This is a genomic window from Marinobacter persicus (assembly GCF_002934325.1).
Classification (GTDB): Bacteria; Pseudomonadota; Gammaproteobacteria; order Pseudomonadales; family Oleiphilaceae; genus Marinobacter; species Marinobacter persicus_A.
The window spans coordinates 41,672-55,332 of sequence record NZ_PTIV01000026.1; the positions used below are offsets into that span (position 1 = coordinate 41,672).

General features: G+C 55.1%; 15 protein-coding genes. 9 read left to right on the forward strand and 6 right to left on the reverse strand.

Going from position 1 to position 13,661, the window contains the following annotated elements; translation table 11 throughout:
• The first annotated feature begins 128 nt into the window (after positions 1-128).
• Positions 129-554, forward strand: a complete 426-nt coding sequence (locus BY454_RS12965; RefSeq protein WP_104417080.1) for a hypothetical protein — start codon at positions 129-131, stop codon at positions 552-554.
• A gap of 1 nt (position 555) precedes the next feature.
• Here BY454_RS12965 and senB read toward each other — a convergent pair whose 3' ends face one another.
• Entirely contained in the window at positions 556-1,533 is a 978-nt protein-coding gene (gene senB, locus BY454_RS12970) for a selenoneine biosynthesis selenosugar synthase SenB (RefSeq protein WP_104417081.1), read from the reverse strand.
• A 182-nt stretch (positions 1,534-1,715) separates the two neighbouring features.
• Here senB and BY454_RS12975 point away from each other — a divergent pair, with 182 nt between their 5' ends.
• Genes BY454_RS12975 through BY454_RS12985 form a run of 3 tightly spaced genes read left to right on the forward strand, consistent with a single transcriptional unit; the run spans position 1,716 to position 4,724 of the window.
• Positions 1,716-2,594, forward strand: coding sequence for a putative selenate ABC transporter substrate-binding protein (locus BY454_RS12975; protein ID WP_104417082.1), 879 nt, complete (start codon positions 1,716-1,718; stop codon positions 2,592-2,594).
• A complete protein-coding gene (locus tag BY454_RS12980) occupies positions 2,594-3,244 on the forward strand; it encodes an ATP-binding cassette domain-containing protein (protein WP_104417083.1) in 651 nt (216 codons plus the stop codon). Before BY454_RS12975 ends, BY454_RS12980 begins: the two co-directional genes overlap by 1 nt.
• Positions 3,245-3,257: 13 nt before the next feature.
• Entirely contained in the window at positions 3,258-4,724 is a 1,467-nt protein-coding gene (locus BY454_RS12985) for a PhnE/PtxC family ABC transporter permease (RefSeq protein WP_104417084.1), read from the forward strand.
• 4 nt (positions 4,725-4,728) lie between these two features.
• On the opposite strand, the gene BY454_RS12990 is transcribed toward BY454_RS12985, so the two are convergent.
• The gene (locus BY454_RS12990; RefSeq protein ID WP_146082714.1) at positions 4,729-5,193 is read right to left on the reverse strand and encodes a hypothetical protein; all 465 of its coding nucleotides are present in this window, start codon (positions 5,191-5,193) and stop codon (positions 4,729-4,731) included.
• Between the two features lie 143 nt (positions 5,194-5,336).
• On the opposite strand from BY454_RS12990, the gene BY454_RS12995 reads away from it, so the two are divergent.
• The 3 genes from BY454_RS12995 to BY454_RS13005 are packed head-to-tail and all read left to right on the forward strand — an operon-like array spanning position 5,337 to position 7,528.
• Positions 5,337-6,257, forward strand: a complete 921-nt coding sequence (locus BY454_RS12995) for an ABC transporter ATP-binding protein (RefSeq protein ID WP_104417086.1) — start codon at positions 5,337-5,339, stop codon at positions 6,255-6,257.
• 18 nt (positions 6,258-6,275) lie between these two features.
• The gene (locus tag BY454_RS13000; protein WP_104417087.1) at positions 6,276-7,037 is read left to right on the forward strand and encodes an ABC transporter permease; all 762 of its coding nucleotides are present in this window, start codon (positions 6,276-6,278) and stop codon (positions 7,035-7,037) included.
• Positions 7,034-7,528 carry a DUF192 domain-containing protein gene (locus tag BY454_RS13005; RefSeq protein WP_104417088.1) on the forward strand — a complete coding sequence of 165 codons (495 nt, stop codon included), beginning with the start codon at positions 7,034-7,036 and terminating at the stop codon, positions 7,526-7,528. The genes BY454_RS13000 and BY454_RS13005 overlap by 4 nt, the downstream gene beginning before the upstream one ends.
• A 1-nt stretch (position 7,529) precedes the next feature.
• Here BY454_RS13005 and BY454_RS13010 read toward each other — a convergent pair whose 3' ends face one another.
• Positions 7,530-8,324 carry an enoyl-CoA hydratase gene (locus BY454_RS13010; protein ID WP_104417089.1) on the reverse strand — a complete coding sequence of 265 codons (795 nt, stop codon included), beginning with the start codon at positions 8,322-8,324 and terminating at the stop codon, positions 7,530-7,532.
• A 150-nt stretch (positions 8,325-8,474) separates the two neighbouring features.
• On the opposite strand from BY454_RS13010, the gene BY454_RS16900 reads away from it, so the two are divergent.
• Entirely contained in the window at positions 8,475-8,624 is a 150-nt protein-coding gene (locus BY454_RS16900; RefSeq protein ID WP_181049708.1) for a hypothetical protein, read from the forward strand.
• A gap of 71 nt (positions 8,625-8,695) precedes the next feature.
• Positions 8,696-11,263, forward strand: a complete 2,568-nt coding sequence (locus BY454_RS13015; protein ID WP_104417090.1) for a bifunctional diguanylate cyclase/phosphodiesterase — start codon at positions 8,696-8,698, stop codon at positions 11,261-11,263.
• Positions 11,264-11,281: 18 nt separating this feature from the next.
• On the opposite strand, the gene BY454_RS13020 is transcribed toward BY454_RS13015, so the two are convergent.
• The 3 genes from BY454_RS13020 to BY454_RS16785 form a co-directional block, all read right to left on the reverse strand.
• On the reverse strand, positions 11,282-11,833 hold the full coding sequence (locus BY454_RS13020) for a class I SAM-dependent methyltransferase (RefSeq protein WP_104417091.1): 552 nt from the start codon (positions 11,831-11,833) through the stop codon (positions 11,282-11,284).
• Between the two features lie 33 nt (positions 11,834-11,866).
• Positions 11,867-12,247: a hypothetical protein gene (locus BY454_RS13025; RefSeq protein WP_104417092.1), complete on the reverse strand. Its 381-nt coding sequence runs from the start codon at positions 12,245-12,247 to the stop codon at positions 11,867-11,869.
• A 124-nt stretch (positions 12,248-12,371) separates the two neighbouring features.
• On the reverse strand, positions 12,372-13,382 hold the full coding sequence (locus tag BY454_RS16785) for a restriction endonuclease (protein ID WP_146082715.1): 1,011 nt from the start codon (positions 13,380-13,382) through the stop codon (positions 12,372-12,374).
• Between the last annotated feature and the right edge of the window lie 279 nt (positions 13,383-13,661).

The following is a 13,661-nucleotide window of genomic DNA, read 5'->3' on the forward strand; positions in this document are numbered from 1 at the left end:
GAAATCTGCAGAAACGGCCGGGTTTGGTAAGAAAAAGCTCAAGTTCTTGCCAAACCAGCCGTTCATGGCTATTGTAAAATGCTGTTTACAGAGCGTTGATCTAATAGGTTTTGCAGGGAAAGCGAGTCATGCACGAACAATTACCGGACATCACCGCCCGCTTCCGCATCCGCCATGGTTTTTTTCGAAAGGAAACCGTGGAAGCCCGCTTGTACGAGCTCAATGGCTACGGCTGCGTCATGAAGACGGATAAGATTTTTGAGCCGGGTGATAACGTGGTCCTGGATCTGATCATGGACATGCCGGTGGATGAAATCACCGTGGAAGGCCTGTCGGGGCTGGTGACAGAGAAGAGAAAGCACTGCAGCAACTTCTTCTACTCCATTGATTTCAATAGAGCTGAGATCCCTGAAACGCTCACCGAACGGCTCCAACGTGTGGTGGACGTGCTGATTAAAAAGCAGACGCTGCGCTCTCGCCGTAACTCTGACCAACCCAACAACCTCAAACAGATGGTCCGCTACAACACGCCACCTGCCGCGTCTGCTTCCTGATTTACACCAGCATTTTGCCCGCGACGGCTTTTTCCAGCGCTTGTTCCAGACTTTGGCGCTCCTGCTCCGGGGTAAAAGTGTCAGCCAGGCGGCAGACTCTTTCATTCAGTTCCGCCAGAAACCCGGGATCGGTCTCTGCACGACGCATCAACTGCGCCAGGGCTTTTTCATCCTTGGGTGGAAAATAGCCGGGATAATCGTCGCCCAGCAGCCCCCGGTTCCCCGGAATATCCGATGCCAGAATGGGCAACCCGGCGCGACAGGCTTCAGACACCACATTGGCGCCGCCTTCCATCACTGAACTGATTACCATCAGGCGGCTCACCGCCATCAAGTGTTCCAGCGCAGGCTTGTCCAGTTGCTCCAAATAATGAAACCGGGGGTTTGCTCTGCTCTCTTCAAGGGCCTTGTTATGCCACGCCTCGTTATGAGCCTTCCCCGCGCAGGACACCATAATCTCAGACTCTTCTGGCAGATAATGGGTTGCCCAGGCCGCCCGCAAGGAGTCTTTTTCTTCCCGAAGGTGGCCAATCACACAGACATCAAAGCGCCCGGGCTCTGCTTTGGAACTGCCGGCAACCGTCGGCTTCTCTGCCGACTGGCGAAGCGTTATCAGTTTACTGCGGAAGGCTTCGGGAATATCCTGTGCCACCTGATCATGCAGGCCTATCAATACGTCCGCAGCGGCCATGGAGGCTCTTGTCGGTTCCGGGCACTCGTATTGGAAACGGTAGATGTCGGTGCCGGTCAGCACCACAATCAGCGGTTTGTCTGGCCAGTCTTCGCGAAACTGGCGCACCGCCTCGGCACTGCGCCAGGCATGCAGGGCGATCATCAGATCGCATGTTTCGCCCTGGTAGGCCGTCAGCACGTTTACCTGGTGCCCGGCGGTTTCCAGCAGAGCTTTCCAACGTAGAGCAGTTGCCCGATTGCCCGCTTTTGAATCCGGGCCTGCGGGGGTTACAACAACGATCTGCATAGAATGGCATGATCCGGCTATAGTTAAGGAGTCCTGATTAATTCAGTGGCTCCAAAAAAGTCTGCCTTTGCAGGTGCTCCGGGTAAAGCCTTTTTACGTACACCGGTTCAGAGAAGCGCAGAATACCGGTATCCTCCCTGCGCAATTCAAGAAAAACCCAAAACAGACCAAAGGATTGAAACATGAAGATAACGCCTATTCGCAAGTGGTTTGCAGCGACGGTTCTTTCGTTGTCGGTGGCACCGGCCGTTAGCGCAGAGACATTCGTTTTCACCGCCATTCCGGACCAGGACGAAACCAAGCTGGTTGAGCGCTTCAGCGGTGTGGCCGATTATCTTTCCGAAGAGCTGGATATGGACGTTCGCTATATTCCGGTCAAATCCTACGCGGCCGCCGTTTCCGCTTTCCGTAATAACCAGGTCCAACTGGCGTGGTTTGGCGGTTTGTCCGGCGTGCAGGCCCGTCGACTGGTCCCAGGCTCCGAGGCCATCGCCCAGGGTGAAGAAGACCAGGCCTTCCAGACCTACTTTATCGCCAACACCGCCACAGGCATTGAGCCCGCCGATGAGCTTTCCGAGCTGGAAGATGAGCTTCGCGGCAAAACCTTCACCTTCGGCTCCAAAGGCTCTACCTCTGGCCGCCTGATGCCGGAATTCTACATCCGCGATACCTTTGGCCAAGGTCCGGACGAAGTGTTCTCTCGCGTTGGCTTCAGCGGCAACCACACCCGCACACTACGTCTGGTGGAAGCCGGCACCTATCAGGTGGGTGCGCTTAACTTCCAGGTATGGGAGAAGGAACTGGAGAACGGCAACGTGGACACCAGCGCCGTGGAAGTGATCTGGGAAACCCCGCCCTATCCGGACTACCAGTGGACCATCCGTGGCGATGTTAACGAGCGCTTTGGCGATGGTTTCAAGGAAAAAGTAACCCAGGCCCTGCTGGAAATGGATGACCCCGAACTGCTGGAAAGCTTCCCGCGGTCAAGCTTTGTTCCGGCGTCCAACGACGACTATGAGCCGATTCGGGAGACCGCTGAAAACATCGGAATTCTGGACTGATGCCAGGACTGGAGTTCGATGGCCTGACAGCCAGCTTTAATGGAGAGCGGGTCGTCGGCCCGCTCTCGTTAAGCGTTGGCGAGGGCGAACACGTGGCCCTGGTGGGCCGCAGCGGTGCCGGTAAATCCACCCTTATCAAGCTGATGTATGAGCAGGTGGAACACGAGGCCTCGCTGATCCCGCAGGACTTGGGGCTGGTGAATGCCCTGCCCGTGTTCCATAACGTGTTCATGGGGCAGCTGCAAAAGCACAGCGTGTGGTACAACACCTGGACACTGCTAAAACCGTTTCGCAAGGACCGGGAGGCCGTAGCCAGCCTCCTCGAAGAGCTGGGCATGCCGGAAAAGCAATGGATTCCGGCGGCATCGCTTTCCGGCGGTCAGCGTCAACGGGTGGCCATTGCCCGGGCGTTCTATCGCGGCTCGCCGTTGTTACTGGCGGACGAACCCATTTCTGCGCTAGATGGTCTGCTGGGCCATCACGTCATGGAATGGCTGACTTCCCATTTCACCACCAGCGTGGTCGCGCTCCACGATGTTGAAATGGCGTTGAAATACTGCAGCCGCATCGTTGGTATCCAGAATGGCCAAATCGCCCTGGATGCACCGGCCAGCGAGCTTGCGCCTGCCGACATCATGACCCTGTACTGACGGCCGGCACACCATGTTCTCCTATCCCACTGTCAGAACCAGCCTTATTTTCCTTGCCATTGCCGTGGCCGGGTTGCTGGTGGCCGACATTGCGATAACCACCGCCAACCCCTGGCAGGACCTGGGGCGTTTCTTCCTGGGCGTGGCGACGCCTAACTTCTTCAGTACCGAAGGCCTGGCAACCGCCCTGCTGCGAACCATCGCGTTTGCGTTTGTGGGGGTGACCCTTGGCAGCTTCTTTGGCTTTCTGCTGTCACTGGTGTACCGGTTCCTGCCGGTACGCATCTTCTGCGCCTTTATCCGGGCCATCCACGAGCTGTTCTGGGCGCTGATCTTCCTTCAGTTTTTCGGCTTTCACCCGCTGACCGGGGTACTGGCCATTGCCATCCCCTACGCCGGCATATTTGCCAAGGTGTACTCGGAGATCCTGGAAGAAGCCGACCAGGAGCCCACACGACTGTTGCCGCCGGGCACCGGCGCCATTGCGGCCTTTTTGTACGCCAAAATCCCGGACTGCTGGGTGCAGCTTCGCACCTACACCGCCTATCGCCTGGAATGCGGCCTTCGCTCCTCCGCCATTCTCGGATTCGTGGGCCTGCCCACCCTGGGTTTCTACCTGGAGTCCTCGTTCTCCATGGGCATGTATTCCGATGCCGGAGCCATGCTGATCCTGTTCTACGTGCTGATTGCCACCATGCCTCTGTGGCTAAAGCCGAAACTGCTTCCCATTTATATTCTGGGTGCGCCGTTTTTCCTGGGCGAAGGCCTGCCGATCGTCTGGGGCAATGTGGAGCGGTTCTTTACCGAAGACATCATTCCCGCCCCCTTGCGGGATGGTGAAGGGCTCGCGGGGCTCATGCCCTGGCTGGGTGATGTCATGGTCACCGAGGCTCTGCCCGGTGTCTGGAACACGGTGGTGCTCACCCAGATTGCCCTGGTGGCCACCGGTATTTTATCTCTGCTGGCTTTTCCGTTGATCTCAAAACATTTCGGCGGGCCGGTGCGGCGGACTTCCGGGCATGTATTGCTGGTAATTGCCCGTTCCACGCCGGAATACATCCTCGCCTACATTCTGCTGCAACTGTGGGGACCGTCCATGCTGCCGGCGGTGGTGGCACTCGCGCTGCACAATGGCGGTATCATCGGGCACCTGATTGGTCGGCAGAGCAACACCATTCATCTGCGCCCGGACGCCCCTCATGGCTTTGCGCGATACACCTGGGAGCTGGTGCCCCGGTTGTACCGGCCCTTCCTGGCGTTTCTGTTCTATCGGTGGGAAATCATCATGCGGGAAACGGCCATCCTTGGCATTCTGGGTATCTACACGCTCGGGTTCTACGTAGACAGCGCGATCCAGAACATCCGGTTTGATCGGGCGATGCTGCTGATCCTGATCACCGCCCTGCTCAACATTGGCGTCGATGCCCTGGGCCGGTACATCCGGCGCAAGCTGGCACTTCAAACCATGCCAACCTGCTAGGGAATTATTTCACGGCGTTGAAGGTCATCAGTTTGCCATTGATATCCAGCGGACGCTCGCCGCTTCGCAGCTCCACCCGCCAAATCATCTCGGTACCGGTGGCACAGAAGGGCGCGGTAAAAGTGGCGGCGTAACGGCCTTCACTCTTTTCAACCAGCGGCACCGGGTACTCACCCATGTACATGGACTGGCCACGGAGCACGGCGAGGAAGCGCTCGGGCGCGACAGGCGCCTGCAGGCTGAAGTGGTACTGCACGCCCTGCTCTCCAGCTTCACCTGCTCTGAGGGAAGCGCGCCACTCACCTTCCCGGGTGGTCCAGGTGCATGGTTCGGGGCCCAGCAAGTCGCAGCTTGAAGACTGGCTTGACGACTCACCACCGCCAATCCACGGGGTATCGTCACCGGACGTCATCACGGTCAAGCCAATAACGGCAATCACTAATCCTACGGCGAGGTAAGCACGTAACATAAGATTCCTCTGAAACAGGTCATAAACACTAAGCGGGGCATTATGCGGGTATTTACCGCCGGGGCAAAGGTTTCTAAATACCGGTCGGCGTGAGAAAATGCCCGGTTTCACGTTCCCGTTGATGCAACAGACAGGATGGCACCGTGCAACCGGATATCTCCGTAAAGCACCTGAACAAAGTCTATGGCGGCGGTTTCCAGGCGCTGAAAGACGTTAACCTGGAGATCTACCCCGGGGAAATTTTCGCCCTTCTCGGCCCCAACGGTGCCGGCAAAACCACATTGATTTCCATTATCTGTGGCATCGTTAACAAGACTGATGGCGAGATCCGCGCCGCCGGGCACAACATCGTGACCGACTACCGCAGCGCCCGGGAAGCCATTGGCCTGGTACCCCAGGAGCTTCATACCGATGCCTTTGAAAGGGTCTGGGATGCCGTCTCGTTCAGCCGGGGGCTGTTCGGCAAGCCGCCCAAGCCATCCCATATTGAGAAGGTACTGAAAGACCTGTCGCTCTGGGACAAACGCAACAACCGCATCATGTCGCTCTCTGGCGGCATGAAGCGCCGCGTGATGATCGCCAAGGCGCTCTCCCACGAGCCCCGCATCCTGTTCCTCGATGAGCCCACCGCCGGTGTGGATGTGGAACTGCGCCGGGACATGTGGGAAATGGTGCGCAAATTACGGGAAAACGGCACCACCATCATCCTCACCACCCACTACATCGAAGAAGCCGAGGAGATGGCGGACCGCATTGGCGTGATCCGCGAAGGTGAAATCATCCTGGTGGAAGAGAAAAACCAGCTGATGTCGAAACTCGGCAAGAAAGAGCTTCGCCTGCAGCTGCAGAACCCGCTCGACAAGGTGCCCGGTGAGCTGACGCTGGAACCGGTGGAGCTGTCCGAAGATGGCTACGAACTGATCTACACCTTCGACGCCCAGGAACAACAGGCCGGCGTGGCGCGATTGCTGCGCACCCTGGGGGAGCTGGATATTGAGTACCGGGATCTGCAAACCCGGGAAAGCTCCCTGGAGGAAATCTTTGTCGGCCTGGTGCATGAGTGAGCGCAAACGGAGAAAGGCATGAATCTTTACGGCGTTAGAGCCATCTACAAGTTCGAAATGGCACGCATGCGGCGCACCATCATGCAGAGCGTGCTGGCGCCGGTAATCACCACCTCGCTGTACTTCGTGGTGTTCGGCTCCGCCATCGGCTCGCGCATGGGTGCCATCGAGAACATCAGTTATGGGGCCTACATCATTCCCGGCCTGGTCATGCTGTCCCTGCTGATGCAGAGCATTTCCAACGCCTCTTTCGGCATCTACATGCCCAAGTTCTCCGGCACTATCTACGAAGTGCTGTCTGCGCCCGTGTCCTACGCTGAAATCGTGTTGGGTTACGTGGGCGCCGCCGCGACCAAGTCTGTGATTCTGGGCGTGATCATTCTGATAACCGCCCGGTTCTTCGTGGATTACCACGTACTGCACCCCTTCTGGATGCTGTCATTCCTGGTGCTTACCGCCGTCACCTTCAGCCTGTTTGGCTTCATCATCGGCATCTGGGCGGATGGTTTCGAAAAACTTCAGATCGTACCCATGATGGTGGTGACCCCGCTGGTGTTCCTTGGCGGCACCTTCTATTCCATCGACATGCTGCCGCAGGTCTGGCAAACCATCAGCCTGTTCAACCCCGTGGTGTACCTGATCAGCGGTTTTCGGTGGGCATTCTATGGCGTGTCTGACGTGCACGTGGGCATCAGCGTGGGCATGACTGTCGTATTCCTGGCGGCCTGCATGGCTACGGTCTGGTGGATCTTTAAAACCGGCTACCGGCTGCGCTCATGAAAGCACTGGCCTTTATACTGGGCAGCGTGCTGTGGCTTACCGCCTGCAGCCCCGCCGATGCCGGCGAGCCCCAGAGCCTGCCAACCGTGGCCGCCTGCTTTGTCACTGCCGAAGCGCACCACCCGGTTACGCTGGAAGTGGCTGAGACCAACTCCGAACGCCGCACGGGCCTGATGTGGCGCACCACCCTCGCCCCAAACTCCGGTATGTTGTTCAGCTATCCCAGCGAGCGCTCACCAGACAGCGGCTTCTGGATGTATAACACCCGGATTCCGCTGGATATCGCCTTTCTCGACCAGGATGGCGTGATCGTAAACATCCGGCAAATGTTGCCCTGCGCCTCAAGCCGTCAGCAGGACTGCCCCACCTACCCGGCCGGAAAGTTCTTCTGGCACGCCGTGGAAATGAATGCCGGTTACCTGAAGGAGCGAAGTATCAAAGCTGGCGACAGGCTGGTGTGGCCTGTCACCAAGGGCCAGTGCGAGCGCTGAATTACTCGTCCCGCCACTCGGGATGACGTTTTTCCAGAAACGCCGAAATACCCTCCTGGGCATCGTTGGCATCCATATTCGAGGCCATCACCTCGGCGGTGTACTCATAGGCCTGCTCCAGCGGCATTTCCAGCTGCCGGTAGAACGCCTCCTTACCGGTTTTTACGGTAAAGGCCGACTTGCCTGCGATGTTTGCCGCCATGCCGTAGACCGTCTCATCCAGCACCTCGGAATCCACCACCCGGTTAATCAGACCAATCTGCTCGGCGCGCCTGGCATCCACCATATCGCCGGTGAGCAGCATTTCCATGGCGTGCTTGCGGGACACATTGCGGGACAGCGCCACCATGGGCGTGGAACAGAACAACCCGATGTTCACGCCCGGCGTGGCAAAGCGCGAGCCTTCGGCTGCCACGGCCAGATCACAACTGGCCACCAGCTGGCACCCTGCCGCCGTTGCCACACCCGACACGCGCGCTATCACCGGCTTGGGCAGGTTCACAATCTGCTGCATGACCTTGGCGCACTCCTGAAACACAGCCAGCTGGGCCTCGTGCTGATTGAACTGGCCTTTCAGTTCCTTCAAATCGTGACCGGCGCAGAACACATGGCCGGCCGCAGCCACGACCACCACCCGGCAGTCCGGGTTCGTCTCCAGATCCGAAAACACACTGGATAACACCTTCAGCATGGACAGGGAGAGGCTATTGCGTTTCTCAGGCTGGTTGAGGGTAACCGTGGTAATGCCTTTCTCCGTATACACGTGCACCAGATTGTCCGGCGATTCTGCTGACATGTCTCAATCTCCATTTTTGTTTTATCGTTATGAATTTCCAGTATCAGCCATGGTGAGGCGAACTGTCGAATCGACCATGGGCGAAGACGTTGCAATTCCCTCATTCATCCTCAGACTCTGTAGAAGAGGAACAAAGTAAAAGGAGATGACATGTTACGCTCCTACCTTCTCAGAGCCCTTGTAGCCATCGCTATCATTGGCGGCGGCATCTATGTAATTATCAAAGACGAGCCGGCGGTACCCACCGGCGACATCAACCAGATCCAGCCACTGCCAGAGCAGGACGACCCTGACCGATAACATTGCATTCACCAGGACATTGCTCTATCTTCATGATTTAAATGGCTTTCCCATAGAAAGGACTCGCCGGGATGAATAACGAACTCCCCGTTCTGGAACGGCAACAACTTATTCACGAACTGATCGCCACACACGCGCCATTGCGGCAGACGCTGTGTGCGGTTGCCGACTGGTTAGGGGTGTTCTTCCCCGATGCCACCCTTTCCCTGATGTCCTACGACCCAGGCAGCCACACTCTCAATACCCTTCCCGATCGCTGCAGCAAAGCCGAGCCCACTCCCCAGCTAACCGATATCCCCGTTGAAACCGGCGTTGCCTCATTTGGAACCGCGGCGCATTTGCGGTCTTTCGTGGCAACGGAAGATATTGCCAGGGATGAACGCTGGAAGGATTACCGGGAAACCATGGTAACGGCGGGCATTCGAGCCTGCTGGTCGTACCCGGTCCTGGCACCGGATGAAGAGCTATTGGGCATTATCAACCTGTATTACCAAACCCCACGGGCCACCTTCCCCGAGGCTGAAAGCCGGCTCAAACAGGCCGCCTCACTGCTCGCCCTTGCGTTGATCCGGGAGCGGGACACCGAGAGTCACCGGACGTTGTACGAATGGCACAGCGCGCTGTTCAACAACCATTCCGACAGCGTGTACGAGCTCAACCTGGACGGGCATTTCCAGCGGGGCAACACGGCCCTGGAGCTCATCAGCGGCTTCTCAGAAGATGATCTTGTAGGCATTCATTACAGCAAACTGATTGTTCCCGAAGACCAGGAACACACCGAGGCAGCCTTCAATGCCGCTCGCTGCGGCCAGACGGTGACCTATGAAACCCGGGGTGTGCATGCCCGTGGTCATATTCTGAACCTGGAAGTCACTAACTTCCCCGTGGTGATTGACGACGAGATTGTCGGCGTTTGGGGTATTTGCCGGGACATCACCGAGCGCAAGCGCCAAACCGATGAAATGCGGTTGCTCAAGCGGGGCATTGAAGCCGATCCCAACGGGCTGATCATGGTGGACGCCAAAAAGCCGGACATGCCCATTGTCTTCACAAACCCCGCGTTTTCCGACATCACCGGTTACCCCGCCCATGAAATCCTCGGCCAGAACTGCCGATTCCTGCAGGGCAAAGACACCGACCCGAATGCGGTCAGGGAGATTCGCGAAGGGCTGCAAAAGCTCGAGCGTGTCGACACGACGCTGCTTAACTACCGCAAGGACGGCACCCCGTTCTGGAACCGGGTCGTTATCAGCCCGGTGATGGATGCAGCCGGCGAATGCACCCACTTCATTGGCATTCAACAGGACATCACCCGCCAGAAAGAACAGGAAGCCCAGATCGCCTACCAGGCCACCCACGATTTGCTGACCGGGCTGCCCAACCGCATGGCCTTTTCCGATCGCATGGTGGAGTTGTTTGAAGGCTGCCGCAAAAACGGGACTGCCCTGGCCTTCCTGTACCTGGATCTGGATGGTTTCAAAAGCATTAACGACGGTTTGGGTTACAACATCGGTAACCAGCTACTGGCCGAAGTGGCCAGGCGCCTCAAAGCTTCAATCCCGACCGAAAACGTGGTTGGCCGGCTGGTGGGCGACGAATTCGGCATTCTCTTGTGCGATTACCGGGACTCAAGCCACGTCATTGAAATAGCCGAAGAGATCCTACGCGAGTTGGTCCGCCCCTTCGAAATTGGCGAACTGGCACTGCATTTGAGTGGCAGCATGGGCATTTCCGCCACCGCCTCCGATCTCACCCAGCCCCACGAACTCATGCAGTACGCCGACATCGCCCTGAACCAGGCCAAACGCAAAGGCCGGAACACCTGGCAGTGGTACCGTGGCGGTGGCGCCAAAAGCACCCGGGACAGCGTTTTGCTGCGTAACGAGCTGCAAAAGGCGCTGGAAACCAACCAGTTCACCGTCTACTACCAGCCTCTGGTGGATGCCGTAAGCGGCAAGATCCGCAGCGTGGAGGCCCTGGTACGCTGGAACCACCCCGAACGGGGCATGGTCTCGCCGGGCGACTTCATACCCCTGGCGGAAAGCACCGGCCAGATCATCCCGCTGGGCCAATGGGTGCTGAAGCACGCCTGCCAGGAAATCGCCCGGCTCAACGAAAACAGCGAGCGAATGCTTCCGGTAGCCGTGAACATCTCCTCCCTGCAATTCCTGCGCGAAGACTTCCTGGCCAACGTGGACAAAGCCCTGGAAGAATCCGGCCTACCGCCCCAGTTCCTGGAACTGGAAGTCACCGAGAGCGTGCTGCTGGACGGGGCCGAGCCCGTCATTGCATTGATGCAATCGCTCAACAAACGGGGCATACACGTCGCCATCGATGACTTCGGCACCGGCTTCTCCAGCCTCAGCTACCTGCGCGATCTGCCCACCCACAAGGTGAAACTGGACCGCAGCTTCATCAACAAAACCCTCACCGACCGCCGAACCGCCGCCATCGTACAGGGCGTGATCACCATGGCCCATCACATGGATATGGTGGTGGTTGCCGAAGGGATTGAAACCGTTGAAGAACAGAATGATCTGGTACGGCGGAACTGTGATTTGTTGCAGGGATACCGGTTTTCAAAGCCCGTGCCGCTGGAGGTTCTAAAGGCGTTGCCGGATCGTTTGCCGGTGGAGTAGTTTGGCGGGTCAATGGCTTCAGTTGACGCGCTGCAGCTCTCCTAATCGATAACAATAGATCGGTGACTGGTAGAAATCATTGATCCGCATAGACACTTCCGGCTGGCAGGATGGTAAAGCAAAGTAATTGCTTATTAGAAAGCCGTTGAAGCCTTCCCCCGCTGTCAGCTTTTGGGCAAGTTGACGCATACCATCGGTATGTAAAAAGCATACAAGCACATCAGCACCAGACAGATCTACCTGTAAAAAATTCTTTTTGTAGATTTCGAGGTTGGGCAAGCCGAGTATTTTCTTGAAAATGACCGACACCAGCCATGGTACAAAGGAAACCTCGTACCCCACTATCTTTCGATCAGGGTATTTTCTGGCCAACCGTATAACCAATCCACCCCAGCCGCTGCCCAGGTCATAAACAGGGCCGGTGCCTGTATCTGCCATCAAACCGATGATTGCCTCGCGGGCCTTCCCGGAGCTCGGCGTAGGCGATATGCCGACTCTGGCGGTGCTCCAGGCGATGGAGAGCCCGACAACCAATATAGCCACTACTACAACAATATCTAACGCAAACAAACGGTACTCTCACTGGAAGTTTAGGCTTCTTCTCTAGCCCTTTCTTTCTTGGTGGATGAACTTCCGATGGTTAATCTGCGAAATCTCTATCAACCCAACAACCAGAGGCATGAGAAGTAAACCCATAGCAAGAATCAGTGCCGCAGGCACACCTGACACCGACCCACTCCCATCAGCCATTAACATCGTTATAACCAGTGCAACCGGGTAAAGGCATACCAATATCTTGCTAAGAACCAAAAAGAACTTTCCAATCTTTAAACCCCAGTTATTGCAATCCGGATAAATTGCAGGCTCCTTCTGCCAAAAAACTCGATAAACTCTGTAACTCAGCAGCATTAATGACAGCGGAAAAAACAATAAACAACTTGCGATCAGGCACACCCTGTAATAAATCCTGAAAGGTTCATCCATGACTTTCCCCTAGTTAATCCCGCATTTTTAATTTCGCAATCAAACGATGTTAATCGCCCCGATTTAACGCCCAATTCAGCGGGCAATTTTTGCGCAGCGAAAATTGGTCCGCTGCAATTGCTTGTTAAGTGATTTCATAACGTTGCTTTAATGCTGGTCTTCTTGATAAAAACCTCTCAATTTCAAATCCTGACCACGTTTCTACCTCTACTCGGCGGCTGCTAGAAATACCATCAAGTCGATCAAAAAGCGTAGAGTCGATATAGCAATTACACATCAGACCATAGCCTTCAGCTCCATACTGATCAATAACATCAGACACAGAGCCCACATTAGAGGTATTAATAGAGCTTTCTCTACCAGAAAGCTTACACTGAAAAATATACTTTTTTGGTTTCTCAGCAGCAATTGGCCTAGTAAAAACCACTATATCTCTACCACCATCTCTTGATCTAGATTTACCCATTTTTCTTATTGTATTTCTATCGAATTTTGAGCTGTGATAGATAATGTCGTAGCAAATCTGCTCAAACAATTCATCATCAAATCTACTCCAGTCAACGTAAACATCAGGATCAACTACTAACTCATCTTCCAAGGAAGATAATAGTTGCTTTGTTGCATCAATGAATTTTTTCGACTCATTACCCTTGACTTGCTCTATATCGAAAAGAACGATCTGGGCTGAACTTGTAGACACAACACAAAAATCTGAGAACTCTGAAGTAAAAACTTGATATAAATTAGGCTTCCTTACAAGATCCGGATATCTTCCATACAGATTATTCATTTCCGGTGAATGCTGAAAAAAGCTTCCATCCAGGCTTAATTTGTGCCGATACTCATCTCGTGAATGAGAAAATTCTTCATAACACGCAATAGCTTGTAACAATTGCCCCATTGGCAATTCAATAACTCCTAGCTCAGATATAGCCACAGTTTTTTGATTAATCATAAGAAGGTGAGATGGCAGCAAAGATATCTGATCTTCATATTGATGCCCACCAAAAACTTCATCTATACTGATTGAAACAGGAATTATCCAAGAACTAGTTGAATAAAGAACTTTCTCTTCTGAATTATTATATTTTGAACCAGAAAAATACCCATACTGTCTCTCTGGAAACTGCCTCAACTGATCAGCAATAACTTCATAATCTAATTCGTAGTAAGCGCCGTTTATTAAGTTGGCAAGATAATCATCTATTACATCAGGATGATTTAGACGAAGCTCGGTTACCCTTTCTTCATACTTATTAATTTCCTCTCTATAGTTGACGTAATCAGTTTCTAACTCTTGGTCTAGGGGGGACTGGAAATGTTAGTGGCCAATTAAAGTGACCCACTACTGGCCATTAATTTTGACCCACCCCCGGGTGGCCGTCAGGCCACAGAACCAGCTACTGTCCCCCGC

What these genes read in the sequence shown, in the direction of transcription:
- BY454_RS12965 (WP_104417080.1), top strand. Translation starts at nt 129, where the DNA reads ATGCACGAACAATTACCGGACATCACCGCCCGCTTCCGCATCCGCCAT.
- senB (WP_104417081.1), bottom strand. Translation starts at nt 1,533, where the DNA reads ATGCAGATCGTTGTTGTAACCCCCGCAGGCCCGGATTCAAAAGCGGGC.
- BY454_RS12975 (WP_104417082.1), top strand. Translation starts at nt 1,716, where the DNA reads ATGAAGATAACGCCTATTCGCAAGTGGTTTGCAGCGACGGTTCTTTCG.
- BY454_RS12980 (WP_104417083.1), top strand. Translation starts at nt 2,594, where the DNA reads ATGCCAGGACTGGAGTTCGATGGCCTGACAGCCAGCTTTAATGGAGAG.
- BY454_RS12985 (WP_104417084.1), top strand. Translation starts at nt 3,258, where the DNA reads ATGTTCTCCTATCCCACTGTCAGAACCAGCCTTATTTTCCTTGCCATT.
- BY454_RS12990 (WP_146082714.1), bottom strand. Translation starts at nt 5,193, where the DNA reads ATGTTACGTGCTTACCTCGCCGTAGGATTAGTGATTGCCGTTATTGGC.
- BY454_RS13000 (WP_104417087.1), top strand. Translation starts at nt 6,276, where the DNA reads ATGAATCTTTACGGCGTTAGAGCCATCTACAAGTTCGAAATGGCACGC.
- BY454_RS13005 (WP_104417088.1), top strand. Translation starts at nt 7,034, where the DNA reads ATGAAAGCACTGGCCTTTATACTGGGCAGCGTGCTGTGGCTTACCGCC.
- BY454_RS13010 (WP_104417089.1), bottom strand. Translation starts at nt 8,324, where the DNA reads ATGTCAGCAGAATCGCCGGACAATCTGGTGCACGTGTATACGGAGAAA.
- BY454_RS16900 (WP_181049708.1), top strand. Translation starts at nt 8,475, where the DNA reads ATGTTACGCTCCTACCTTCTCAGAGCCCTTGTAGCCATCGCTATCATT.
- BY454_RS13015 (WP_104417090.1), top strand. Translation starts at nt 8,696, where the DNA reads ATGAATAACGAACTCCCCGTTCTGGAACGGCAACAACTTATTCACGAA.
- BY454_RS13025 (WP_104417092.1), bottom strand. Translation starts at nt 12,247, where the DNA reads ATGGATGAACCTTTCAGGATTTATTACAGGGTGTGCCTGATCGCAAGT.